Annotated in this window: 23 protein-coding genes; 19 read left to right on the top strand and 4 right to left on the bottom strand. The window is 60.7% G+C overall.

The genetic code is table 11. The features are described 5' to 3' along the window. Positions 1–2 precede the first annotated feature (2 nt). On the top strand, positions 3–1142 hold the full coding sequence (flhB, locus tag MKZ87_RS05040) for a flagellar biosynthesis protein FlhB (protein WP_085699441.1): 1140 nt from the start codon (positions 3–5) through the stop codon (positions 1140–1142). 224 nt (positions 1143–1366) lie between these two features. Here flhB and MKZ87_RS05035 read toward each other — a convergent pair whose 3' ends face one another. After that, a complete protein-coding gene (locus tag MKZ87_RS05035; protein ID WP_266200357.1) occupies positions 1367–1741 on the bottom strand; it encodes a DUF6124 family protein in 375 nt (124 codons plus the stop codon). 538 nt (positions 1742–2279) lie between these two features. On the opposite strand from MKZ87_RS05035, the gene MKZ87_RS05030 reads away from it, so the two are divergent. After that, positions 2280–2639: a hypothetical protein gene (locus tag MKZ87_RS05030; protein ID WP_266200358.1), complete on the top strand. Its 360-nt coding sequence runs from the start codon at positions 2280–2282 to the stop codon at positions 2637–2639. Between the two features lie 362 nt (positions 2640–3001). Here the strand turns inward: MKZ87_RS05030 and MKZ87_RS05025 are convergent, their stop codons facing one another. Continuing rightward, a complete protein-coding gene (locus MKZ87_RS05025; protein ID WP_266200357.1) occupies positions 3002–3376 on the bottom strand; it encodes a DUF6124 family protein in 375 nt (124 codons plus the stop codon). A 553-nt stretch (positions 3377–3929) separates the two neighbouring features. On the opposite strand from MKZ87_RS05025, the gene MKZ87_RS05020 reads away from it, so the two are divergent. The 15 genes from MKZ87_RS05020 to MKZ87_RS04950 all read left to right on the top strand — a co-directional run bounded on the left by MKZ87_RS05020 (position 3930) and on the right by MKZ87_RS04950 (position 19267). Next, positions 3930–4661, top strand: a complete 732-nt coding sequence (locus MKZ87_RS05020; protein WP_227234845.1) for a hypothetical protein — start codon at positions 3930–3932, stop codon at positions 4659–4661. A 197-nt stretch (positions 4662–4858) separates the two neighbouring features. Continuing rightward, the gene (flhA, locus tag MKZ87_RS05015; RefSeq protein WP_085699437.1) at positions 4859–6988 is read left to right on the top strand and encodes a flagellar biosynthesis protein FlhA; all 2130 of its coding nucleotides are present in this window, start codon (positions 4859–4861) and stop codon (positions 6986–6988) included. An 11-nt stretch (positions 6989–6999) separates the two neighbouring features. Further along, the gene (flhF, locus tag MKZ87_RS05010; protein ID WP_234204713.1) at positions 7000–8340 is read left to right on the top strand and encodes a flagellar biosynthesis protein FlhF; all 1341 of its coding nucleotides are present in this window, start codon (positions 7000–7002) and stop codon (positions 8338–8340) included. Positions 8341–8453: 113 nt separating this feature from the next. Beyond that, complete coding sequence (gene fleN / locus MKZ87_RS05005; RefSeq protein ID WP_003222917.1) at positions 8454–9284, top strand: flagellar synthesis regulator FleN; 831 nt, start codon at positions 8454–8456, stop codon at positions 9282–9284. Continuing rightward, on the top strand, positions 9281–10021 hold the full coding sequence (gene fliA / locus MKZ87_RS05000) for an RNA polymerase sigma factor FliA (RefSeq protein WP_085682981.1): 741 nt from the start codon (positions 9281–9283) through the stop codon (positions 10019–10021). Before fleN ends, fliA begins: the two co-directional genes overlap by 4 nt. A gap of 167 nt (positions 10022–10188) precedes the next feature. Continuing rightward, positions 10189–10560, top strand: coding sequence for a chemotaxis response regulator CheY (locus MKZ87_RS04995; RefSeq protein ID WP_003183998.1), 372 nt, complete (start codon positions 10189–10191; stop codon positions 10558–10560). A gap of 18 nt (positions 10561–10578) precedes the next feature. Then, on the top strand, positions 10579–11367 hold the full coding sequence (locus MKZ87_RS04990; RefSeq protein ID WP_007951961.1) for a protein phosphatase CheZ: 789 nt from the start codon (positions 10579–10581) through the stop codon (positions 11365–11367). A gap of 39 nt (positions 11368–11406) precedes the next feature. Beyond that, positions 11407–13686 (top strand): chemotaxis protein CheA, encoded by a 2280-nt coding sequence (locus tag MKZ87_RS04985; RefSeq protein WP_266200356.1) that lies wholly within the window; start codon positions 11407–11409, stop codon positions 13684–13686. Positions 13687–13735: 49 nt separating this feature from the next. After that, entirely contained in the window at positions 13736–14884 is a 1149-nt protein-coding gene (locus MKZ87_RS04980; protein ID WP_266200355.1) for a protein-glutamate methylesterase/protein-glutamine glutaminase, read from the top strand. Next, complete coding sequence (locus MKZ87_RS04975; protein WP_064384022.1) at positions 14884–15624, top strand: flagellar motor protein; 741 nt, start codon at positions 14884–14886, stop codon at positions 15622–15624. The genes MKZ87_RS04980 and MKZ87_RS04975 overlap by 1 nt, the downstream gene beginning before the upstream one ends. Before the next feature lie 12 nt (positions 15625–15636). Continuing rightward, a complete protein-coding gene (gene motD, locus MKZ87_RS04970) occupies positions 15637–16527 on the top strand; it encodes a flagellar motor protein MotD (RefSeq protein ID WP_085699430.1) in 891 nt (296 codons plus the stop codon). A 43-nt stretch (positions 16528–16570) separates the two neighbouring features. Then, the gene (locus tag MKZ87_RS04965; RefSeq protein ID WP_011333076.1) at positions 16571–17359 is read left to right on the top strand and encodes a ParA family protein; all 789 of its coding nucleotides are present in this window, start codon (positions 16571–16573) and stop codon (positions 17357–17359) included. A 2-nt stretch (positions 17360–17361) separates the two neighbouring features. Next, positions 17362–18315, top strand: coding sequence for a CheW domain-containing protein (locus tag MKZ87_RS04960; RefSeq protein WP_227234850.1), 954 nt, complete (start codon positions 17362–17364; stop codon positions 18313–18315). A 73-nt stretch (positions 18316–18388) separates the two neighbouring features. Further along, a complete protein-coding gene (locus MKZ87_RS04955; protein WP_065260749.1) occupies positions 18389–18874 on the top strand; it encodes a chemotaxis protein CheW in 486 nt (161 codons plus the stop codon). Further along, positions 18875–19267, top strand: coding sequence for a DUF2802 domain-containing protein (locus MKZ87_RS04950; protein WP_085699425.1), 393 nt, complete (start codon positions 18875–18877; stop codon positions 19265–19267). Positions 19268–19379: 112 nt separating this feature from the next. Here MKZ87_RS04950 and MKZ87_RS04945 read toward each other — a convergent pair whose 3' ends face one another. Both MKZ87_RS04945 and MKZ87_RS04940 read right to left on the bottom strand, forming a co-directional pair. Then, a complete protein-coding gene (locus tag MKZ87_RS04945; RefSeq protein WP_007959228.1) occupies positions 19380–19709 on the bottom strand; it encodes an EscU/YscU/HrcU family type III secretion system export apparatus switch protein in 330 nt (109 codons plus the stop codon). Continuing rightward, on the bottom strand, positions 19706–21280 hold the full coding sequence (locus MKZ87_RS04940; protein WP_266200354.1) for a flagellar hook-length control protein FliK: 1575 nt from the start codon (positions 21278–21280) through the stop codon (positions 19706–19708). The genes MKZ87_RS04945 and MKZ87_RS04940 overlap by 4 nt, the downstream gene beginning before the upstream one ends. 197 nt (positions 21281–21477) lie before the next feature. On the opposite strand from MKZ87_RS04940, the gene ccmA reads away from it, so the two are divergent. Next, positions 21478–22113: a cytochrome c biogenesis heme-transporting ATPase CcmA gene (gene ccmA, locus MKZ87_RS04935; RefSeq protein ID WP_007959232.1), complete on the top strand. Its 636-nt coding sequence runs from the start codon at positions 21478–21480 to the stop codon at positions 22111–22113. Next, entirely contained in the window at positions 22110–22778 is a 669-nt protein-coding gene (gene ccmB, locus MKZ87_RS04930; protein WP_007959235.1) for a heme exporter protein CcmB, read from the top strand. Before ccmA ends, ccmB begins: the two co-directional genes overlap by 4 nt. Positions 22779–22851: the final 73 nt, after the last annotated feature.

The following is a 22851-nucleotide window of genomic DNA, read 5'->3' as shown; positions in this document are numbered from 1 at the left end:
TCATGGCTGAGAGCGAAAGCGGTCAGGACAAAACAGAAGACCCCACCGAGAAGCGCAAAAAGGACTCCCGGGAAAAGGGTGAGATTGCGCGTTCCAAGGAACTCAACACCCTGGCGGTCATGCTGGCCGGTGCGGGTGCGCTGCTGGTTTTTGGCGGAATGCTGGCGCAGGAGTTGATGGATCTGATGCGCCAGAACTTCACGCTGTCGCGGGAAGTGATCATGGATGAGCGTTCCATGGCGACCTTCCTGATGAACTCCGGGTTACAGGCATTGCTGGCCATCCAGCCGATCATGATTACCCTGTTGCTGGCCGCTTTCCTCGGGCCGATCGCGTTGGGTGGCTGGTTGTTCGCCGCCGGTTCGCTGGCACCCAAGTTCAGTCGGATGAACCCGGCGGCGGGCCTCAAGCGGATGTTCTCGATGAAGGCCGTGATCGAGCTGCTCAAGGCGCTGGCCAAGTTTCTCATCACGTTGGGTGTGGCGCTGGTGGTGCTCAACTCGGACATCGACGATCTGTTGCGCATCGCCCATGAGCCGCTGGACCGGGCGATCATCCACAGCCTGCAACTGGTGGGCTGGAGCTCGCTGTGGCTGGCGTGCGGGTTGATCATCATCGCGGCTGTCGATGTGCCCGTGCAGATCTGGGAGAGCATCAAAAAGCTCAAGATGACCAAGCAGGAAGTGCGCGACGAGCACAAGGACCAGGAAGGTCGGCCGGAGGTCAAACAGCGGATTCGCCAGGTCCAGCGCGAGATGTCGCAACGGCGGATGATGGCCGCGATACCGGATGCCGACGTGGTCATCACCAACCCGACCCACTACGCCGTGGCGCTCAAGTACGACGCCGAGAAGGGTGGGGCGCCAATGCTGCTGGCCAAGGGCAGCGACTTCCTGGCGCTGAAGATCCGCGAAATCGCCGTGGCCAACAACGTCATGCTTCTCGAGTCGCCGGCGTTGGCGCGTTCGATCTATTACTCCACGGAACTGGAAGAAGAAATTCCCAGTGGCCTGTATCTGGCAGTCGCCCAGGTACTGGCCTACGTCTACCAGATCCGCCAGCATCAGGCCGGCAAGGGCAAGCGCCCGGAACCGCTCAAGGACGACCTGCCGATTCCGCCGGATTTGCGGCGCGATTCCTGATGCTGATGAAGTAAAAAACCGCCATCCGGTTGAATCCGGTGGCGGTTTTTTCATGCCCGATGACCTGTGTTGCCTGTGAGGTCGCTTTCGCGAGCAAGTCGAATCGTCGCACCGCCGCTCCCACAGGTTTAGCGTCGCTCTGAAAATATGAGCACACCACAAATCACTGTGGGAGCGAGCTTGCTCGCGATGACGTCAGCAGCCACGACACATCACTCAAGCCTTTACACAGGATTCGGCGACGTCGGTAGTTCCAGATTGTCCAGCACCCGATTCACTGCCAGCTCCCCGAGCATGATCAGTTGCGCAACCCCCACCAGCGTCCTGCGCTGCGAGGCGGGCATGAGATGGGTGAAGTCATTGACGATGGTTCTGGCGGAAGCCAGGGTTTCGCAGGCATCGACCAGCAGCTCTTCGTTTTTGAAGTCGGCGGTGACGGCGTACATTCTGCGGTTTTTGCGCGGTGGTGGTGTGGTGCCGGGCGGGCAGAGATAGTGATCGAGGGCGCGGTCGGCGGCTTCGTGAAGCTTTCTGGAATCGAGGGATTCGTAGGGCGAAGCAGGATCGGTTTCGGGTGGGTTGGGTGTTGGTTTGATCATGGTGAAGCTCCTTTGGGGTGGAGCCGCCAGATCCAGTCGCTAAACAGGAAGGTGGCGGCTGTACGCAGGTTAGCGAACCGGTCAAAGGCACCCGGCAGACCGCAAGGTCTCCCGCATACAGCCACCATAACGAAATTGCAGACATACAGATCCACAACCAAGTCTGGAACGCTGATGCACCTTTAATTCGAACCGAGTCGCTAAACCCGATCGCTGATTCGTCAGCGACCGATCCACAATAGAACCCGACCCCAAGGCGCACAAGCCGGCGGATTCTGGCGTAGCTGTAGGCAATGGCGCAAGAATTCGTAGCCTCCAAGGCGTGTCTGAAGGTGTCTTTTAAACAACTGAGTTTGGAAGGCGCGTTGTACTGACTTTTCGAGCCCCTTCGCGAGCGGGCTCGCTCCCCATTAGCCGTTTGTCTGAAAGCCTGTGTTACCTGTCAACTCTGACAGGTGTGCTTTTTTGGGCTTTGGAGTTCGATTGTGAAAGGTGTTGTGCGTTGTGCATGCACCTTGAATCGATACGGAGAAAGACAATGAAAGGCACGTATAGCAGCTATGACCCTGTGACCGGCAAGGGCACAATTGATATATATGATATACATGATATACGTTATATAGATTATATACGTTATACAGATGATACAGATGATACAGATGATACAGATGATAGTTATAAGGATATTGGTGCTGGGACGAACGAGTTGGATTCGTTTACGAGGGTGCAGGATCTGGTATCGTCAAAGGCGATCGATTGGGGCTCATCCGATGTATCGCGTCAGTTCCACTTCACTGTCCCGCTTGCTTTTGCAAAAGTGGTCAATATTTCACCAGGGATGCCTGTCGAGTTTGATGTGTCGCCGACGAACCCGCATGAAGCGACAAACCTGCGCTAATAGTCATTGGAAGCCGATCTGATTGAGGTGATGAACCTCGGAGCGCCAGATCAGGCGAATGGTTCGTACCTTCTGAAATTCACCCCAGAAAAGAACGCAGCCCCCGCAGGGTGGGGGCGTTCTTTTTTTCTTGTGAAAACCTCTATTTCCCACCTGAGCCAGAGTTGGGGTAAATAAATACTGGACCTGTCCCATGACAACGGCTGCCTTCGCGGGCAAGTCGAATCGTCGCACCGCCGCTCCCACAGGGATCGGTGGCGCGTGCACAGTCGACGGCATCAACGAAAAACCTGTGGGAGCGGCGTTACGACGATTCGACTTGCCCGCGAAGGCGTCAGCAACCACGGCACATCACTCAACCGTTACACAGGATTCGGCGACGTCGGTAGTTCCAGATTGTCCAGCACCCGATTCACTGCCAGCTCCCCGAGCATGATCAGTTGCGCAACCCCCACCAGCGTCCTGCGCTGCGAGGCGGGCATGAGATGGGTGAAGTCATTGACGATGGTTCTGGCGGAAGCCAGGGTTTCGCAGGCATCGACCAGCAGCTCTTCGTTTTTGAAGTCGGCGGTGACGGCGTACATTCTGCGGTTTTTGCGCGGTGGTGGTGTGGTGCCGGGCGGGCAGAGATAGTGATCGAGGGCGCGGTCGGCGGCTTCGTGAAGCTTTCTGGAATCGAGGGATTCGTAGGGCGAAGCAGGATCGGTTTCGGGTGGGTTGGGTGTTGGTTTGATCATGGTGAAGCTCCTTTGGGGTGGAGCCGCCAGATCCAGTCGCTAAACAGGAAGGTGGCGGCTGTACGCAGGTTAGCGAACCGGTCAAAGGCACCCGGCAGACCGCAAGGTCTCCCGCATACAGCCACCATAACGAAATTGCAGACATACAGATCCACAACCAAGTCTGGAACGCTGATGCACCTTTAATTCGAACCGAGTCGCTAAACCCGATCGCTGATTCGTCAGCGACCGATCCACAATAGAACCCGACCCCAAGGCGCACAAGCCGGCGGATTCTGGCGTAGCTGTAGGCAATGGCGCAAGAATTCGTAGCCTCCAAGGCGTGTCTGAAGGTGTCTTTTAAACATCGGAATTTAAAAGACACTCTGTGCTGCTTTCTCGGGCCCCTTCGCGAGCGTGCGGCATTGCGGTCAGCAGAAAATCACGCTCAAAACCTCCTTTTCCCTACCCAAGCGAGCTGTGCCTTTTATCTGAAATAGTTCAACACCTGTCAGATCTGACAGTAGACAACCATTACTCTTTGGCGCCCCATAAACCCGGCACTCTTGCCATCATGAGCTCGCGCACCGTGAGTGTGATGGCTGACGATTCTTTCTTTGGAAGTCGGGGATTCATCATGGCGACGCGCGTTTACCGAAAACTGTCGGGCATGGAGCTGGAGTTTGTTTCAGGGAGGCTGGAAAGGGACGCAGGAGAGCGGGCCATCTTCTATGAGGTGACGTTCGACCTGAAGCTGGACTTTCTCAATTTCATGGTCATGGCCAATCAGTACATCCCGAATTATCTTGATTGGCCGATCAATGCGATCCGGCCTGAAATGGGTGGGTTCGCCTATCACTATGCCTACAATTACTTCTTCGATGCGGCAGGTAATATCCGCGATAACCAAGCGTTGTTTGCCCTGTTTACCCACTCCAGCTTTTACATGGATCAATGGTCGAGTGGGGGTGAACCGCTGGAGCGTCGGTATGAAAAACCCTCGTTCGTTGTCGTCAACAATTGGCTTCGTGTGACAGCCAGGCAGTACTTTCGCCTGAGTGCGGGCTATCCACTGATCGAGATCAGCGACCTGCCGCGCATATTCTTCGAATGGGCCCTGAATCTGATGGAGAGTGATGATCTGTTCTCTGGCGCCGCACCTGAAACCAGAGTGGTGCTTATGCAGGCTGACGAGGAGGTTGTTGATGTCGGCGGGGAAAGTGTGTTCAAGGGAACGCACTACCTCGATAGCGCAGCGCTGTCTTTCGGTCCTATTACGAAAGCCCATGTTTTGGTTGCCGGTTGACCGGCGAGATTTCAAATCTTCGCATTGCTCTGTCGCTGGGGCAGGCTTGCGCCGGACTCGGTGCACTTGCCCCCTCTCATTCAGGTCCGTCGCCCCTCTATTTCAATCCCCCGCAAAAGTTGGAAGGCTTCTTGCAGTAGCCGCCGTGCGCCTGCTTCGGGCGTCAAAAGTTTGCTTTAAAGGAACGGGGAAAACCGGTGGATCGCTCTCAGTTAATCAACAGTGCTCGCTCGAACATTGCCGACCTCAGCCGGGGCAATCTGGGTGTGCCGCTGTTGCTGCTGGTCATGCTGGCGATGATGATGTTGCCGGTGCCGCCGTTCCTGCTCGACGTGTTCTTCACCTTCAACATTGCCCTGTCCATCGTCGTGCTGCTGGTCTGCGTGTACGCCTTGCGGCCGCTGGATTTCGCGGTGTTCCCGACGATCCTGCTGGTGGCGACGCTGTTGCGGCTGGCGCTGAACGTGGCCTCGACCCGTGTGGTGATGCTCCACGGTCAGGACGGCCACGCCGCTGCCGGTAAGGTGATCCAGGCCTTCGGTGAGGTGGTGATCGGCGGTAACTACGTGGTCGGTATCGTGGTTTTCGCGATCTTGATGATCATCAACTTCGTCGTGGTGACCAAGGGTGCCGGACGGATTTCCGAGGTGAGCGCGCGTTTCACCCTCGATGCGATGCCCGGCAAACAAATGGCGATCGACGCCGACCTTAACGCCGGTCTGATCGATCAGGCCCAGGCCAAGGCCCGTCGTCAGGAAGTGGCTCAGGAGGCAGAGTTCTACGGTTCGATGGACGGTGCCAGCAAATTCGTGCGTGGTGATGCCATCGCTGGCTTGCTGATTCTGTTCATCAACCTGATCGGCGGCATGGCCGTCGGTATCTTCCAGCACAACATGAGCTTCGCCGATGCGGGCAAGGTTTACGCCTTGCTGACTATCGGTGACGGTTTAGTGGCGCAATTGCCATCACTGTTGTTATCTACAGCAGCCGCGATCATGGTGACCCGTGCTTCCGGCTCGGAAGACATGGGCAAGCAGATCAACCGCCAGATGTTCGCCTCGCCCAAAGCGCTGGCGGTGGCTGCCGGTCTGATGGCGGTCATGGGCCTGGTGCCGGGCATGCCGCACTTCTCGTTCCTGAGCATGGCTGCTCTGGCTGCCGGTGGCGCTTACCTGTTCTGGAAGAAGCAGAACGTGGCCAGGGTCGTCGCGCTGGAAGAGGTCAAGCGCCAGCAGGAACTGCTGCCGTCGCCGGCCCGCGCCATGGAAACCAAGGAGTTGGGCTGGGACGACGTGACCCCGATCGACATGATCGGCCTGGAAGTCGGCTACCGCTTGATTCCGCTGGTGGATCGCAACCAGGGTGGCCAGTTGCTGGCGCGGATCAAGGGCGTGCGCAAGAAGCTTTCGCAGGATCTGGGCTTCCTGATGCCGACCGTGCACATCCGCGACAACCTCGACCTGGCGCCGAGCGCCTATCGCCTGACGCTGATGGGCGTGATCCTGGCCGAGGCCGAGATCTACCCGGATCGCGAACTGGCGATCAACCCGGGGCAGGTCTACGGCACGCTCAACGGGATTACCGCCAAAGATCCGGCTTTCGGCCTGGAGGCGGTGTGGATCGAGGTCAGCCAGCGCGCGCAGGCGCAATCGCTCGGTTACACCGTGGTCGATGCCAGCACCGTGGTTGCGACCCACTTGAACCAGATTCTGTACAAGCACTCCAGCGAGCTGATCGGCCACGAAGAAGTACAGCAACTGATGCAATTGCTGGCCAAGAGCTCGCCGAAGCTGGCCGAAGAGCTGGTGCCGGGCGTGGTCACGCTGTCGCAGCTGCTCAAAGTATTGCAGGCGTTGCTGGCCGAACACGTGCCGGTGCGCGATATCCGCAGCATTGCCGAAGCCATCGCCAACAATGCCGCCAAGAGTCAAGATACCGCCGCTTTGGTGGCCGCTGTGCGGGTCGGCGTTTCCCGTGCCATCGTCCAAAGCATTGTAGGGACTGAGTCGGAGCTGCCAGTTATCACGCTGGAGCCAAGGTTGGAACAAATATTGCTCAATAGTCTGCAGAAGGCAGGACAAGGCTCGGAAGAGGGCGTTCTGCTGGAGCCGAGCATGGCCGAGAAGCTGCAGCGTTCGCTGATTGAAGCGGCGCAGCGCCAGGAAATGCAAGGTCAGCCGGTGATCCTGTTGGTAGCAGGCCCGGTTCGCGCGATGCTCTCGCGCTTTGGTCGCCTGGCAGTTCCCGGACTGCATGTGCTGGCCTACCAGGAAATTCCGGACAACAAGCAAGTGACCATCGTTGCGACAGTAGGGCCCAACGGCTGAGGTAGTGGTTTATGCAAGTTAAGCGTTTTTTCGCCGCCGATATGCGTCAGGCCATGAAGCTGGTTCGTGATGAGCTGGGCGCTGATGCCGCCATTATTGGCAACCGCCGCATCGCCGGCGGCGTCGAGCTGACGGCGGCGCTCGATTACAAACTGTCGGCGCTGGCCCCGCGTGTTCCGAACATGGAACTCGAGGATGAGCTGCGCAAGACTCAGTCGCGCATCGTCACCGCCCAGGCCGAGCTGAGCCTGCGTGGCGAAGCCGACGGCAACACCAATCGCCAGCTGTTCGCCGGGTTACCGTTGACGGCCGGCCTGCCGCTGACCGCTGCCGAACCGCTGACCGAACCGACCTACGAGGCTCCGGCCCGTCCGGCACCGGCGCCTGCACCGGTTTCCGCTGGCGTTGACCCGCGTGCGCTGGACTCGATGCGTTTTGAACTCAACAGCCTGCGCGAACTGATGGAAGTGCAACTCGGCACCCTGGCCTGGAACCAGCTGCAAGGCAGTCGTCCGGCCCAGGCCAATCTGTACCGTCGTCTGCAACGCATCGGTTTGTCCGGCCCGCTGTCCCGCGATCTGCTGTCGATGATCACCGAGATCGACGAGCCTCGTCAGGCCTGGCGCATGCTGCTGGCGCACCTGGCACGAATGATTGCCGTGCCGGATGTCGAGCCGCTGGAAGAGGGCGGGGTCATTGCCATGGTCGGTCCTGCCGGCATGGGCAAGACCACCACCCTGGCCAAACTGGCCGCCCGCTACGTGCTCAAGTACGGCGCGCAGAACATCGCGCTGGTGAGCATGGACAGTTTCCGCATCGGCGCGCAGGAGCAGCTCAAGACGCTGGGCCGAATCCTCAATGTGTCGGTGACCCACGTCGATCCGGGCCAGTCCCTGGTGCAGGCGCTGGATCCTCTGCTGCGCAAGCGCGTGGTGCTGATCGACACCGCCGGCCTGCAGGCCAGCGATCCGGCCCTGCGCATGCAGCTGGAAAGTCTGGCCGGTCGTGGTATTCGGTCAAAAAATTATCTGGTGCTGGCAACCACCAGCCAGAAACAGGTTCTAACCGCCGCTTATCACAGTTACAAGCGTTGCGGGCTGGCCGGGTGCATCCTGACTAAACTGGATGAGACGGCAAGCCTTGGCGAAGTGTTGAGCCTGGCGATCAGTCACGAACTGCCGGTTGCCTACCTGACCGATGGGCCGCGTATTCCGGATGATCTGCATCTGCCGCGCCGTCATCAACTGGTCAGCCGCGCCGTCAGTGTGCAAATGCAGGAAGAACCCAGCGAAGAAGCCATGGCTGACATGTTCGCTGATATCTACCACAGCCCGACCAAGCAGGTTGGCTGAGGTAATGAACCGTTTTTGTACCTACATCGATGGTCTGCCATGCATTGTTCCGGTTGTGAACGCGCAGCCAGTAATGTGGCCTCCGTCTATGCAAGACAAGGTAAAGAAATAACATGGGCAGCATGCATCCCGTACAGGTGATCGCGGTGACCGGCGGCAAAGGTGGCGTCGGCAAGACTAATGTGTCAGTGAACTTGTCCCTGGCGCTGGCAGAGCTTGGCCGTCGGGTCATGCTGCTGGACGCCGACCTGGGGCTGGCGAACGTCGACGTTCTGCTGGGCCTCACCCCCAAACGTACCCTGGCCGATGTGATCGAAGGCCGCTGCGAGCTGCGCGACGTGCTGTTGCAGGGCCCCGGCGGGATCCGCATCGTGCCGGCCGCTTCCGGCACCCAGAGCATGGTTCACTTGAGCCCGGCCCAGCATGCCGGCCTGATCCAGGCCTTCAGCGACATCGGCGACAACCTCGACGTGCTGGTGATCGACACCGCTGCAGGTATTGGTGACTCGGTAGTCAGTTTCGTTCGCGCTGCGCAAGAAGTGTTGCTGGTGGTCTGCGACGAGCCGACCTCGATCACCGACGCCTACGCGCTGATCAAGCTGCTGAACCGCGATTACGGCATGAACCGCTTCCGCGTCCTGGCCAACATGGCCCAGAGCCCGCAGGAAGGTCGCAATCTGTTCGCCAAGTTGACCAAGGTCACGGATCGCTTCCTCGACGTCGCCCTACAATACGTCGGCGCGGTGCCCTACGACGAAAGCGTGCGCAAAGCGGTGCAGAAGCAGCGTGCGGTCTATGAAGCCTTCCCGCGTTCCAAGTGCGCACTGGCGTTCAAGGCGATCGCACAGAAGGTCGACACCTGGCCGCTGCCCGCCAATCCGCGCGGCCACCTCGAATTTTTCGTCGAGCGCCTCGTGCAGCAAACGGCAGGACCTGTGCTATGACCGCCAGCGGTATGAACCTTTACAAAAAGTCGGCGCGTGATGCGCAGTACGAGCTGATCGAGCGTTACGCGCCGCTGGTCAAGCGCATCGCCTACCACTTGCTGGCGCGATTGCCGGCCAGTGTGCAGGTCGAAGACCTGATCCAGGCCGGGATGATCGGCCTGCTTGAAGTCTCGACCAAATACGACGCGAGCAAAGGCGCCAGTTTTGAAACGTACGCGGGCATCCGGATCCGCGGTGCGATGCTCGATGAAGTCCGTAAGGGGGACTGGGCACCGCGCTCGGTTCACCGCAATACGCGCATGGTCAGCGACGCGATTCGAGCAATTGAAGCTAAAACCGGCCGTGACGCTAAAGATCACGAAGTTGCGGCCGAACTCCAATTGAGTCTCGACGATTACTACGGGATTTTGAACGACACCCTGGGCAGCCGGCTGTTCAGTTTCGACGACCTGTTGCAGGACGGCGAACACGAAGGGCTGCACGAGGATGGCGCCAGTGCTCATCTGGAGCCGTCGCGCGATCTGGAGGACGAACGTTTCCAGGCCGCGCTGGCGGACGCGATTGCCAATTTGCCGGAGCGTGAGCGACTGGTGTTGGCGCTGTACTACGACGAAGAGCTGAACCTCAAGGAGATCGGTGAAGTCCTTGGCGTCAGTGAATCGCGGGTCAGCCAGTTACACAGCCAGTGCGCGGCCCGCTTGCGGGGGCGTTTGGGGGAGTGGCGAGCGCGCTGAAGGCAGTGTGGGGACACTGCGAACGAGGCTGGTGCGGTGGTGAACGGCACCGGTCTCGATCTGTTGTGCTCCAGACAGTCATCGAGTGTTTTGCCGGATTGATTGAAATGGCGCGTCCAGGTGCTGGGCGCGTTTAAGACTGCTTGGAGGTCGAATTGAACAAAGACATGAAAATCCTCATCGTTGATGACTTCTCAACGATGCGGCGGATCATCAAGAACCTGTTGCGTGATCTGGGGTTCACCAACACCGTTGAAGCCGACGATGGCACCACCGCCATTCCGGTGCTCAACAGCGGCAGCATCGACTTTCTGGTGACCGACTGGAACATGCCCGGCATGACCGGTATCGACCTGCTGCGCCACGTGCGCGCCGATGAAAAACTCAAGCACCTGCCGGTGCTGATGGTGACCGCTGAAGCCAAGCGCGAGCAGATCATCGAAGCGGCCCAGGCCGGCGTGAACGGCTATGTGGTCAAACCTTTCACGGCCCAGGCGTTGAAAGAAAAAATCGAGAAGATTTTCGAACGCATCGGCTGATGAACGCGCGGGGGAGCTATGGAGCATAAAGAATCTTCACAGGGCGACTTCGAGTCGACCCTGAAAAAACACGCGGTCGAACTGGTCGAAAGCCTTGAAAAGGGCAGGTTCGGCGACGCGGTGCAACTGATCCATGAGCTCAATCAGACCCGTGACCGTGGCCTGTACCAGGAAGTGGGCAAGCTCACGCGTGAACTGCACAGTGCGATCGTCAATTTCCAGATCGATCCGCACATGCCGCAGGCTGAGGAAGTGTCGCAAATCACCGACGCTACCGAGCGCCTGGGCTACGTGGTCAAACTGACCGAAGCTGCCGCCAACCGCACCATGGATCTGGTGGAGAGCGCGACCCCTGTGGTCAATGGCCTGGCTGACGAAGCCCAGGCCTTGAGCGCCGACTGGGGCCGCTTCATGCGCCGTGAGGTCGGGGCTGAAGAGTTCCGTGAACTGGCGCGCCGGGTCGACGGTTTTCTGGCACGCAGCAGCGCGGACAACCGCGCGGTGTCGAGCAATCTGAACGACATTCTGCTCGCCCAGGATTACCAGGACCTCACCGGTCAAGTGATCAAGCGCGTGACCCAATTGGTCACCGAAGTCGAAAGCAACCTGCTCAAGCTCGTGCTCATGGCCAGCCAGGTGGACCGCTTTGCGGGCATCGAACATGACCGTGCGGCGATGCTTGCTGAAAAAGATCCACAAAAACATCTCTCGCAGGGTGAAGGTCCGCAGATTCATGCCGATAAACGAGAAGACGTTGTGTCCGGTCAGGACGATGTGGACGATTTGTTATCCAGCCTTGGATTTTGAGTTTTTTTGGGTTTTTAGACCTGTAGGAGCACCCCATTAATGAGCTTCGGCGCCGATGAAGAGATCCTTCAGGATTTCCTGGTTGAGGCCGGCGAGATTCTTGAGCAACTGTCCGAACAACTGGTCGAGCTGGAAAGCCGCCCGGATGACGCAGATCTGCTCAACGCAATTTTTCGCGGTTTCCACACTGTAAAAGGGGGCGCCGGCTTCCTTCAGCTCAACGAGCTGGTGGAGTGCTGTCACATCGCCGAAAACGTGTTCGACATCCTGCGCAAGGGTGAGCGACGCGTCGATGCAGAACTGATGGACGTGGTGCTCGAAGCGCTGGACGCGGTGAACAGCATGTTCGGCGAAGTCCGTGATCGCAGCCCGATCACCGCCGCCACCCCGGAACTGCTGGCCGCTCTGGCGCGCCTGGCCGAGCCGCAATCGGCGGATGAAGCCCCGGCTTCGCCCGTTGCCGAGATGATCGAAGAGCTGGTCGTTGAAAACGAAACCGGCGACTCCGGCGACATCACCGATAACGAATTTGAACAGTTGCTGGACTCGCTGAGCGCCGTCAAGGCTGAAGCCGAGGCCCCGGCGGCTGCCGCCGCGCCTGCTTCCGACGAGGCGGCCAGCGATGAAATCACCGACGCCGAGTTCGAGTCGCTGCTCGACCAGTTGCATGGCAAGGGCCAGTTCGCGGCCGACGCCGTGGCCCCGGCGGCCGCTGCCCCGGCGGCTCCGGCGGCGGGCGACAGCTCGGACATCACCGACGACGAATTCGAAGCCTTGCTCGATCAGTTGCACGGCAAGGGCAACTTTGCCGTCGATGCGCTGGAGTCGGCGATTGCTTCGGTTCCTGCGACGACTGCTCCGGCAGCGGCTGCGGCCGGTAACGATCTGATCACCGACCACGAGTTCGAAGCGCTGCTCGACGATCTGCATGGCAAAGGCAAGTTCACTGATGTCGCCACCGGCGCCGTCGTGACCGCCGGCAATGCTGCAGCTGTTGCAGCGCCTGCTGCCAAGGCCCCGGCCGCTGCGGCAAAACCCGCCGCGAAAGCGCCTGAGCCGAAAGCCGAACCGGCGAAACCGGCTGCCGCTGCGGCACCGGCTCCGGCCCGTGCACCGGCGACTCCGCCACCGGAAAAACCGGCGAGCGAAGCCGAGACCACCGTTCGCGTTGACACCGCGCGTCTCGACGAAATCATGAACATGGTCGGTGAGCTGGTGCTGGTGCGTAACCGTCTGGTACGTCTGGGCCTGAACAGCGGCGACGAGTCGATGCAGAAGGCCGTGTCGAACCTCGACGTAGTCACCGCCGACTTGCAGACCGCCGTCATGAAGACCCGGATGCAGCCGATCAAGAAAGTCTTCGGCCGCTTCCCGCGTCTGGTTCGCGACCTGGCGCGTCAGCTCAAGAAAGAGATCAACCTGGAACTGGTGGGCGAAGAGACCGACCTCGACAAGAACCTTGTCGAGGCGCTGGCCGACCCGCTGGTCCACTTGGTGCGCAACGCGGTCGACCACGGCATCGAGTCGCCGGAAGAACGCGAAGCCTCGGGCAAGGCCCGTGGCGGCAAGGTGATCCTGGCTGCCGAGCAGGAAGGCGACCACATCCTGCTGTCGATCTCCGACGACGGCAAAGGCATGGACCCGAACGTCCTGCGTGCCATCGCCGTGAAACGCGGTGTGATGGACAAGGATGCCGCCGATCGCCTGAGCGACACCGAGTGCTACAACCTGATTTTCGCCCCGGGTTTCTCAACCAAGACCGAGATCTCCGACGTGTCCGGCCGTGGTGTCGGCATGGACGTGGTGAAGACCAAGATTTCCCAGCTCAACGGCTCGATCAACATCTACTCGACCAAGGGCCAGGGCTCGAAGATCGTCATCAAGGTACCGCTGACGCTGGCGATCATGCCGACCCTGATGGTGATGCTCGGCAACCAGGCGTTCGCGTTCCCGCTGGTGAACGTCAACGAAATCTTCCACCTCGACCTGTCGACCACCAACGTGGTGGACGGCCAGGAAGTGGTGATCGTGCGGGACAAGGCGCTGCCGTTGTTCTACCTCAAGCGCTGGCTGGTCAGCTCCGCCGCTCACGAAGAGCAGCGCGAAGGCCATGTGGTGATCCTTTCGGTGGGCACCCAGCGGATCGGCTTCGTCGTCGATCAACTGGTCGGCCAGGAAGAAGTGGTCATCAAGCCATTGGGCAAGATGCTGCAGGGAACCCCGGGCATGTCCGGCGCCACCATCACCGGTGACGGCCGCATTGCACTGATTCTCGATGTTCCGAGCATGCTCAAGCGTTACGCCGCACGGCGTATTTGAATCCGGGGCGGCGGGGCGACAACGTCCCGCCGCACCTAATGGAGTGTTTATGGCAGTCAAAGTCCTGGTGGTGGACGATTCGGGTTTTTTCCGCCGCCGCGTCTCGGAAATTCTTTCAGCGGATCCGAGCATCCAGGTTGTCGGCACGGCAACCAACGGTAAAGAGGCGATCGATCAGGCCCAGGCCCTCAAGCCGGATGTGATCACCATGGACTACGAGATGCCGATGATGGATGGCATCACGGCCGTGCGGCACATCATGCAGCGCTGCCCGACGCCGGTGTTGATGTTCTCGTCGCTGACCCACGAAGGCGCCCGGGTCACCCTGGATGCGCTGGATGCCGGCGCGGTGGATTTCCTGCCGAAGAATTTCGAAGACATCTCCCGCAATCCGGAGAAGGTCAAGCAACTGCTGTGCGAGAAGGTACACAGCATCTCGCGCAGCAACCGTCGTTTCAGTGCCTACAGTGCGCCGGCGCCGGCGCCGGCGCCTGCCGCTGCACCTGCACCTACGCCGACTCCTGCGCCGGCGACTTCGAGCTTTGGCAGCCACAGTGCTCCGGCCCGTCCGGCACCTGCGCCTGCACCGACTCGCGCGCCAGCGGCCAGCGCTTCGTCGCCAGCCCCGAAACGCAAAAACTACAAGCTCGTCGCCATTGGTACATCGACTGGCGGCCCGGTAGCGCTGCAACGGGTTCTGACCCAGTTGCCGGCCAGTTTCCCGGCACCGATCGTGCTGATCCAGCATATGCCGGCAGCCTTCACCAAGGCTTTCGCTGAACGTCTGGACAAGCTGTGCCGCATCAGCGTCAAGGAAGCCGAGGATGGCGACATCCTGCGTCCGGGCCTGGCGCTGCTGGCACCGGGTGGCAAGCAGATGATGATCGACGGCCGTGGCGCGGTGAAAATCCTGCCGGGCGATGAGCGTCTGAACTACAAGCCGTGCGTGGACATCACCTTCGGCTCTGCGGCCAAATCCTACAGCGACAAAGTTCTGGCGGTCGTACTGACCGGCATGGGCGCCGATGGTCGTGAAGGTGCACGCCTGCTCAAGCAGGGCGGCAGCACGATCTGGGCGCAGGACGAAGCCAGTTGCGTGATCTACGGCATGCCGATGGCCATCGTCAAAGCTGACCTCGCCGACGCGGTGTACAGCCTGGACGATATCGGCAAGCACCTGGTCGAGGCATGCGTCTGATGGATGTTCTAAGCCTTATCGGGATCATCATGGCGTTCGTCGCCATCATCGGCGGCAACTACCTTGAAGGTGGTCACCTCGGCGCGCTGGCCAACGGCCCGGCGGCGCTGATCGTGCTCGGTGGCACCATCGGTGCCGCGCTGCTGCAATCGCCGATGAGCGCGTTCAAGCGCGCCATGCAGATTCTGGCCTGGATCTTTTTCCCGCCGCGTGTGGATCTGGCGGGCGGCATCGACCGCGTCGTCAACTGGAGCCTCACCGCCCGCAAGGAAGGTCTGCTGGGCCTGGAAGGCGTGGCGGATGCCGAGCCCGACGCTTACTCGCGCAAAGGTCTGCAACTGCTGGTTGACGGCGCCGAGCCGGAAGCGATCCGCAGCATCCTCGAAGTGGATTTCTACACTCAGGAAGCCCGCGACGTCGAAGCGGCCAAAGTGTTTGAAAGCATGGGTGGCTACGCGCCGACCATCGGCATCATCGGTGCGGTGATGGGCCTGATCCACGTGATGGGCAACCTGGCCGATCCGTCGCAACTGGGCAACGGGATTGCGGTCGCGTTCGTCGCTACCATCTACGGTGTGGCCAGTGCCAACCTGGTATTGCTGCCGGTTGCCGCCAAGCTCAAGTCAATCGCGTTGCGACAGTCGCGTTATCGCGAAATGTTGTTGGAAGGGATCCTGTCGATCGCTGAAGGTGAAAACCCACGCTCCATCGAGTTGAAGCTTCAGGGCTTCATGGATTAAGGGACTAACCTCATGGCACGTCGTCGCCAGCATGAAGAGCACGTAAACCATGAACGTTGGCTGGTTTCCTACGCCGACTTCATCACCTTGCTCTTTGCCTTTTTCGTGGTGATGTACTCCATCTCGTCGATCAACGAAGGCAAGTACAAGATCATCTCCGAAGCGCTGATCGGGGTCTTCACCGACTCCGACCGCGCGCTCAAGCCGATTCCGATCGGTGAAGAACGACCGAAGACCGTGACCCCGGCCAAGCCGCTGGTCAAGGACGCCGAACAGGTCGACGCCGGCATCGCCGGGGCCAGCGATCCGCTCAAAAGCATCGCCGATGACATCAGCGCCGCATTCGGCGACCTGATCGCAAGCAACCAGATGACCGTGCGCGGCAACGAGCTGTGGGTCGAGATCGAACTCAACTCCAGCCTGTTGTTCGGCAGCGGTGATGCGATGCCGAGCGACATCGCGTTCAACATCATCGACAAGGTCGCGGCGATCCTCAAACCGTTCGATAACCCGATCCACGTCGAAGGCTTCACCGACGATCAACCGATCCGCACCGCGCAGTACCCGACCAACTGGGAATTGTCCTCGGCGCGTTCGGCGAGCATCGTGCGCATGCTGGCGATGCAGGGCGTGAACCCTGGGCGTCTGGCCTCGGTGGGCTACGGCGAATTTCAGCCGGTTGCCAACAACGCCACGGCCGAAGGCCGGGCGAAGAACCGTCGCGTGGTGCTGGTGGTGTCGCGCAATCTCGACGTGCGCCGCAGCCTGACCGGCACCGGAACCGCCAATGCAACACCGGACGCCGCGTTGAAGCGTGCTGGCACACAAACTGCACCGACCCCGGTCAAGACGCCGGGACGCGAGAGTGCCGTCAATTCTCCGTCGCCCGCATTAATACGCTGAACCATGTCTCGGCCGAGTATCCCGGCCGGGAGGAACGATCTGAATGAGAGTCTGGGCAGTCGCCAATCAAAAGGGTGGTGTTGGTAAAACCACTTCTTCCATCGCTTTAGCCGGTTTGCTGGCAGAGGCGGGCAAGCGCGTGGTCGTGGTCGATCTCGACCCGCACGGCTCGATGACCAGCTATTTCGGTTACGACCCCGACAGCCTGGAACACAGCAACTACGACCTGTTTCTGCACAAGGGCGGCGTGCCGCAAGGCCTGCCGGGCCAGTTGCTGCTGTCCACCAGCGATGAACGCATTTCCCTGTTGCCGTCGAGCACCGCGCTGGCCACCCTTGAGCGCCAGTCGCCGGGGCAGAGCGGTCTGGGCCTGGTGATCGCCAAGAGTCTGGCGCAGCTGTGGCAGGACTTCGATTACGCGATCATCGACAGCCCGCCATTGCTCGGCGTGCTGATGGTCAACGCCTTGGCCGCCAGTCAGCAACTGGTGATCCCGGTGCAGACCGAGCACCTGGCCGTCAAAGGCCTGGAGCGGATGGTCAATACCCTGGCGATGATCAACCGCTCGCGCAAACAGGCGCTGCCGTTCAGCATCGTGCCGACCCTGTTCGACCGCCGTACCCAGGCGTCGATGGGCACCTTGCGCGTGCTGCGCGACAAATTCCCCGACGAGATCTGGCAGGGTTACATCCCGGTCGATACCCGACTGCGCGACGCCAGTCGTGCCGGTGTCACCCCTTCGCAGTTCGACGGCAAAAGTCGTGGCGTGCTGGCTTACCGCGCACTGCTCAAGCATCTGCTGGCGCAGCAACTCGTTCCGCAGGTGGCTTGAGCATGAATCGGCCGATCAAACTGACTTCGCGTCCGCAACTGGCTGTGCAGTCCTATCTGGACAGCTTGCTGCAGGAAGTGACAGACGAGGTCGAGCAGGAAATCGCAGCGCCGGCCAAGGAGGTCGAAACTGCTGCGGCACTCGATGAATTCCAGGCTGCCGTGCTTGAAGAGCAGGCCCGGGATGCGCAAAAAGCCGCCCGGCCGGTCGCCCCGGTCGTAGCGCCTGCCGCTGTGGTGGCGAAGGCACCTGCGACGTTGATCAAAGAGCCTGAACCGGTGCGCGTGGTTTCGACCCTGGCACCGCTGCTGCAATCCCAGCTTCTGCAAAGCCCTCCGGCTCCGGCGGTGCCAGAGCCCGCGCCTGAAGCGCCTGCGCCAGCCCCGGTCGAGCCGACCCTGGTGGCGCCGCTGGTCGAAGTGCATCTGCCACCCAGCAATACGCCGCCACCGGTGGAAACCGATGGCCGTCCGGCCTGGGCGTCGGAAGCGTTCGAGTGCCTGCTGTTCGACGTGGCCGGGCTGACGCTGGCGGTGCCGCTGGTGTGCCTGGGCTCGATCTATTCGCTGGCCGGCCACGAACTGACGCCACTGTTCGGTCAGCCGGAGTGGTTCCTCGGCATCCTGCCGAGCCAGGCCGGCAACCTGAAGGTGCTGGACACCGCGCGCTGGGTCATGCCGGATCGCTATCGCGATGACTTCCGTCAAGGCCTGCAATACGTGATTTCGGTGCAGGGTTACGAGTGGGGCCTGGCGGTGCATCAGGTCAGTCGCTCGCTGCGTCTGGATCCGAATGAAATCAAATGGAGAAGTCAGCGGGGTCAGCGGCCATGGCTCGCCGGCACGGTGATTGAACACATGTGCGCCTTGCTCGATGTCTCCGCTCTGGCCGAGTTGATTGCCAGCGGTGGGGCAAAGCACATGTCCGGCAGTAAGCCGAACCACAAACCGACATAAAGACAGTACCGGCATTCAAATGCCGGCGAACGAAACACACACCGCCAGGCGCGGTTTTTCGAGGGGCTAGGGTATGAACGACAAGGCTACGGCGGCAAAGGGTTCCGAAGATCCGATCCTGCAATGGGTGACCTTCAAGCTGGACAACGAAACCTACGGCATCAACGTGATGCGCGTTCAGGAAGTCCTGCGCTACACCGAGATCGCTCCGGTTCCGGGTGCGCCAAGCTACGTGCTGGGCATCATCAACCTGCGCGGCAACGTGGTGACCGTGATCGATACCCGTCAGCGCTTCGGCCTGATGAGCGGCGAGATCAGCGACAACACCCGTATCGTCATCATCGAAGCCGACAAGCAAGTGGTCGGCATCATGGTCGACAGCGTGGCTGAAGTGGTTTACCTGCGTCAGTCGGAAATCGAGACCGCACCGAACGTCGGTAACGAAGAGTCGGCCAAGTTCATCCAGGGCGTATGCAACAAGAACAACGAGTTGCTGATCCTGGTCGAGCTGGACAAGATGATGACTGAAGAAGAATGGTCGGAACTGGAGAACATCTGATTGATTCTGGAGGTAGCGGTCATTGTCCTGTTCCTGTTCTGGGCAGGCACGCTGGCGATGTTTCTGGCGTACATCAAGGCGCAGCGCGTGATCGCTGCGCAACAGGCCCAGGGCGATGCGCTGCGTGATCAGCGCATCAAGGACCTGGCCAAGCGTGTCGACGATTACCAGAACGGCAACGTGCGCATGGGCGAAGCCCTGCACGAGCTGCGCTCGGTCGTCGGTCCGATCCCGGACAAAATCTCCCAGCTCGAACAGCGCGATCCTTCCAGCCTGTCATTCGCCCAGGCGGCGAAGCTGGTGGGGATGGGCGCGAGTGTTGATGAGCTGACCCAGTCCTGCGGGTTGACCCAGGCTGAGGCGGAGTTGATGCGCAAGCTGCACAAGAACTGATTTTTGCGCTCAAGCTGATGGCCTATTCGCGAGCAAGCTCGCTCCCACATTCGATCGGTGTACGCCGAACCAATGTGGGAGCGAGCTTGCTCGCGAAGGCGTCTTTGAAGTCTCAATAATCGTCGCCGCGTTCGGTGACGTCCTTCTCGACCATCGGCGCATCCGGATTGTGTCCCGCCGGGAACTTGCCCTTGAGGTTCCAGGCAAACGCGATGATTTCGGCGATCGTGCGGTACAGCTCTTCAGGAATGCTGTCGCCCAGTTCCATGCGCGCCAGCAACTTCACCAGTTCGGCGTTCTCGTAGATCGGTACTTCACAGTCGCGGGCGATCCGCAGGATTTCTTCGGCCAGTTCTTCGTCGCCCTTGGCGGTGAGGGTCGGGGCGTGGCTGCCGTCGTATTTGAGGGCGATGGCCTGGCGTGGAGCGGTGGTGTCATTCATGCGGTTTCGTCGACCCAGCGGTGTTCGAGGCGGGTTTGGATGCCTTGCGGCGGGGTGCCGAGGTGGCAGTCGAGGTCGCCGACATTCAGCCCGGAATCCAGCAGACGCTGGCGCAGTGCGGTCAGATTGCTTTCGATCAGGCTCGCGGTGTACGGCCGCTCGGCCCACAACTGGCTGGACAGGCTGCCGCTGATCAACTGTGCCTGAATCTGCATCGGCCCCAGCGGTTCCATGTCGAACGCCAGATCGACGCGCCACAGTTGTTGTTTCGGTTCCCGTTCATCGCGGCGCTGCTCGTTCGATTCCTGTTTCTGCGGCGCTTCTTCGCGCTGGAACTTGACCTGCAGCGGCACGATGTCCTGCAGGTTGCGCATCGGGATTTCCAGTTGCCAGGTGCTGAGCAGGCGGCCGTCGTCGGTGACGCCGGTCTGCTCCAGGCTCGACAGCTGATGACTCTGCAGGCGTGACACGGCGGCTGCGGCGAGGCGCAGCAGATGCTCCAGATCGCCTTCGCCTTCCAGACTTTGCAGCAACCGGTCGGGCAGCGGGAAACTGCTTGGCACCGGTTTCGCGCTGACCTGACCGAGCATGCCGAGGGCGTTGCGCACGAAACTCGGTAGCGCCTGGGCCAGGGTGTTGGCAGCGATGATCGCGTTCAGGTTGGTGTTGCCCGGCAGGCCGGGGGTGAGCTGGGCGATCAGCTTGAGCAGATCAGCTTTCATGTCCGGAACCAGCGTCGGGTTCTGTCCGGTCAGCAGTTTGGTCTCCAGGAACACACCGCTGTTGGCCAGCGCCTGGGCCAGACTTTTTGGGGTGCTCAGTTGCTGCACGTCCGGCAGGTTGGCGAGCAGCCTGTCCACGGCGGCGCGCAAATCCCGGGACGTCTGATCAGTGGCGGGCGGCAGGCTCTGGAGCATTTTCAGCAAGCCGTCGAGCGAACCCTGACGGCTTTGCTGACTGACCAGTTGCTGGCTGACCGCCAGTTGTTCCTGGCGATTGCTCAGCGGCAGGAACTTCAGGGTCTGCGAGTCTTGCACCAGCGCCGACAGCAGGGTGCCGATGCGCAACGGTTGCGGGCTGTCGATGCTCAGGGTGCTGCCGCTGAGCGCGGTGTTGAGCAGGCTGACCATCGAGCGGAACACCGCCGGTTGCCCCGGCACCTGTGGCAGGGCCTGAGTCGTCAGCACCTTGCCTTGCAGCAGCGTGCCGACCGGCAATTGCGCGGTATCGATGCGGGTGAGGGTGGCGACGCTGCTGGCGATGGCCTGTTGCACGGTGATCGCCAGATTGCCCGCCGACGGCTGGGTGATCGCCAGGCTGGTGCCCTGAGGCAGCGGCAGATTGCTGGTGGCTTGCACGGTGGTCTGACGGCCGCTGTCCAGTGTCACCTTGAGCAGCAATTGAAAGGTCTGATCCGCCTGCTTGAGCGACAACACCTCGGCCTTGGCGCTCTGGCCGGCGGCAATCAGCCCGTCGACCGGCGTCAGTAACTTCAACAGCTCACCCACCTGCGGGCGAGCGGTCGCCGGGGTGGCGGGCGGGAGCGGGAGGATGTTCATTTCGCCTGTCATACGCGGACACAACCTGAGGAAAATGCGCTCGGGAGAGCGGGGGACGCCATGTATAATGCCGCCCGTCCTTCCATTCGTTCAAAAAACATAGCAATTGTTTGACGCAGCTCTCTGGATTGAGCCGTCATTGCATTTATGCTGCAACTCTTTAACGGCCGCGCCAGAGCCGACTTGAACCGTATAAGGCCCGTGATCCCTTGACCAGTCCTGTCCTGCAAACCGTTGCCCTCGCGTGTGAACGTGATCTCAGACTGCTCTTCGACAATCTCGAATTGAGACTGGCCAGTGGCGATATGGTGCAGATCAGCGGTCCCAACGGCAGCGGCAAGACCAGCTTGTTGCGCTTGCTGGCCGGCCTGATGCAGCCGACCGACGGTCAGGTGCTGCTCAACGGCAAGCCGCTGGGCGAGCAACGCAGCGAACTGGCACGCAACCTGTTGTGGATCGGTCACGCCGCCGGGATCAAGGACTTGCTGACGCCGGAAGAAAACCTCGCCTGGCTCTGCGCCCTGCATCAACCCGCCGAACGCGACGCCATCTGGCAGGCCCTGGCGGCGGTTGGATTGCGTGGTTTCGAGGATGTTCCCTGCCATAGTCTGTCTGCCGGCCAGCAGCGCCGCGTGGCGCTGGCGCGGTTGTATCTGGACAGCCCGCCGTTGTGGATTCTCGACGAACCCTTCACCGCCCTCGACAAGCAGGGCGTGGCACAGCTTGAAGAACACCTGGCCGGGCACTGCGAACGGGGAGGGCTGGTGGTGCTCACCACGCACCACACCTTGAGCCGGATGCCGGCCGGTTATCGCGACATCGATCTGGGGAATTGGGCGGTATGAGTGTGTTCGGCCTGCTGGTTGCCCGTGAATCCCGACTGCTGTTCCGCCGCCCGGCGGAGCTGGCCAATCCGCTGATTTTCTTCGCCATCGTCATCGCGCTGTTCCCGCTGGCCGTCGGACCGGAAACTCAAGTATTGCAAAACTTGTCCCCGGGGTTAGTCTGGGTGGCGGCACTTTTGTCGGTCCTGCTCTCGCTGGACGGGCTTTTCCGCAGTGATTTCGAAGACGGATCCCTCGAACAGTGGGTCCTTTCGCCGCACCCCCTGCCACTTCTGGTATTGGCCAAGGTGCTGGCACACTGGCTTTTTTCCGGGCTGGCACTGGTTTTGCTCTCGCCGTTACTGGCGTTGATGCTCGGGTTGCCGGCTGCGTGTCTGCCGGTATTGTTGCTTTCGTTGCTGCTGGGTACTCCGGTGCTGAGTTTGCTCGGCGCGGTGGGCGCGGCGCTGACGGTCGGTCTGAAGCGCGGCGGCCTGTTGCTGGCGCTGCTGATTCTGCCGTTGTACATCCCGGTGTTGATCCTGGGCAGTGGCGCCTTGCAGGCGGCGTTGCAGGGGATGCCGGCGATTGGTTATCTGTTGTGGCTTGGTAGCCTGACCGCCCTGGCGATAACCCTGACACCCTTTGCAATAGCTGCTGGCCTGAAGATCAGCGTCGGCGAATAATGAGGTCTGGTTAAAATTTAACCAGCAAAGACCCTGAGACTGCTCACACCGATGAGCGGCACCCGTGATGGAA

It is taken from the genome of Pseudomonas sp. MCal1 (genome assembly GCF_026341415.1).
Taxonomy (GTDB): Bacteria; Pseudomonadota; Gammaproteobacteria; order Pseudomonadales; family Pseudomonadaceae; genus Aquipseudomonas.
This window is presented reverse-complemented; position numbering and strand designations above follow the sequence as displayed.

What these genes read in the sequence shown, in the direction of transcription:
- flhB (WP_085699441.1), top strand. Translation starts at nt 3, where the DNA reads ATGGCTGAGAGCGAAAGCGGTCAGGACAAAACAGAAGACCCCACCGAG.
- MKZ87_RS05035 (WP_266200357.1), bottom strand. Translation starts at nt 1,741, where the DNA reads ATGATCAAACCAACACCCAACCCACCCGAAACCGATCCTGCTTCGCCC.
- MKZ87_RS05030 (WP_266200358.1), top strand. Translation starts at nt 2,280, where the DNA reads ATGAAAGGCACGTATAGCAGCTATGACCCTGTGACCGGCAAGGGCACA.
- MKZ87_RS05025 (WP_266200357.1), bottom strand. Translation starts at nt 3,376, where the DNA reads ATGATCAAACCAACACCCAACCCACCCGAAACCGATCCTGCTTCGCCC.
- MKZ87_RS05020 (WP_227234845.1), top strand. Translation starts at nt 3,930, where the DNA reads ATGAGCTCGCGCACCGTGAGTGTGATGGCTGACGATTCTTTCTTTGGA.
- flhF (WP_234204713.1), top strand. Translation starts at nt 7,000, where the DNA reads ATGCAAGTTAAGCGTTTTTTCGCCGCCGATATGCGTCAGGCCATGAAG.
- fleN (WP_003222917.1), top strand. Translation starts at nt 8,454, where the DNA reads ATGGGCAGCATGCATCCCGTACAGGTGATCGCGGTGACCGGCGGCAAA.
- fliA (WP_085682981.1), top strand. Translation starts at nt 9,281, where the DNA reads ATGACCGCCAGCGGTATGAACCTTTACAAAAAGTCGGCGCGTGATGCG.
- MKZ87_RS04995 (WP_003183998.1), top strand. Translation starts at nt 10,189, where the DNA reads ATGAAAATCCTCATCGTTGATGACTTCTCAACGATGCGGCGGATCATC.
- MKZ87_RS04990 (WP_007951961.1), top strand. Translation starts at nt 10,579, where the DNA reads ATGGAGCATAAAGAATCTTCACAGGGCGACTTCGAGTCGACCCTGAAA.
- MKZ87_RS04985 (WP_266200356.1), top strand. Translation starts at nt 11,407, where the DNA reads ATGAGCTTCGGCGCCGATGAAGAGATCCTTCAGGATTTCCTGGTTGAG.
- MKZ87_RS04980 (WP_266200355.1), top strand. Translation starts at nt 13,736, where the DNA reads ATGGCAGTCAAAGTCCTGGTGGTGGACGATTCGGGTTTTTTCCGCCGC.
- MKZ87_RS04975 (WP_064384022.1), top strand. Translation starts at nt 14,884, where the DNA reads ATGGATGTTCTAAGCCTTATCGGGATCATCATGGCGTTCGTCGCCATC.
- motD (WP_085699430.1), top strand. Translation starts at nt 15,637, where the DNA reads ATGGCACGTCGTCGCCAGCATGAAGAGCACGTAAACCATGAACGTTGG.
- MKZ87_RS04965 (WP_011333076.1), top strand. Translation starts at nt 16,571, where the DNA reads ATGAGAGTCTGGGCAGTCGCCAATCAAAAGGGTGGTGTTGGTAAAACC.
- MKZ87_RS04960 (WP_227234850.1), top strand. Translation starts at nt 17,362, where the DNA reads ATGAATCGGCCGATCAAACTGACTTCGCGTCCGCAACTGGCTGTGCAG.
- MKZ87_RS04955 (WP_065260749.1), top strand. Translation starts at nt 18,389, where the DNA reads ATGAACGACAAGGCTACGGCGGCAAAGGGTTCCGAAGATCCGATCCTG.
- MKZ87_RS04945 (WP_007959228.1), bottom strand. Translation starts at nt 19,709, where the DNA reads ATGAATGACACCACCGCTCCACGCCAGGCCATCGCCCTCAAATACGAC.
- MKZ87_RS04940 (WP_266200354.1), bottom strand. Translation starts at nt 21,280, where the DNA reads ATGACAGGCGAAATGAACATCCTCCCGCTCCCGCCCGCCACCCCGGCG.
- ccmB (WP_007959235.1), top strand. Translation starts at nt 22,110, where the DNA reads ATGAGTGTGTTCGGCCTGCTGGTTGCCCGTGAATCCCGACTGCTGTTC.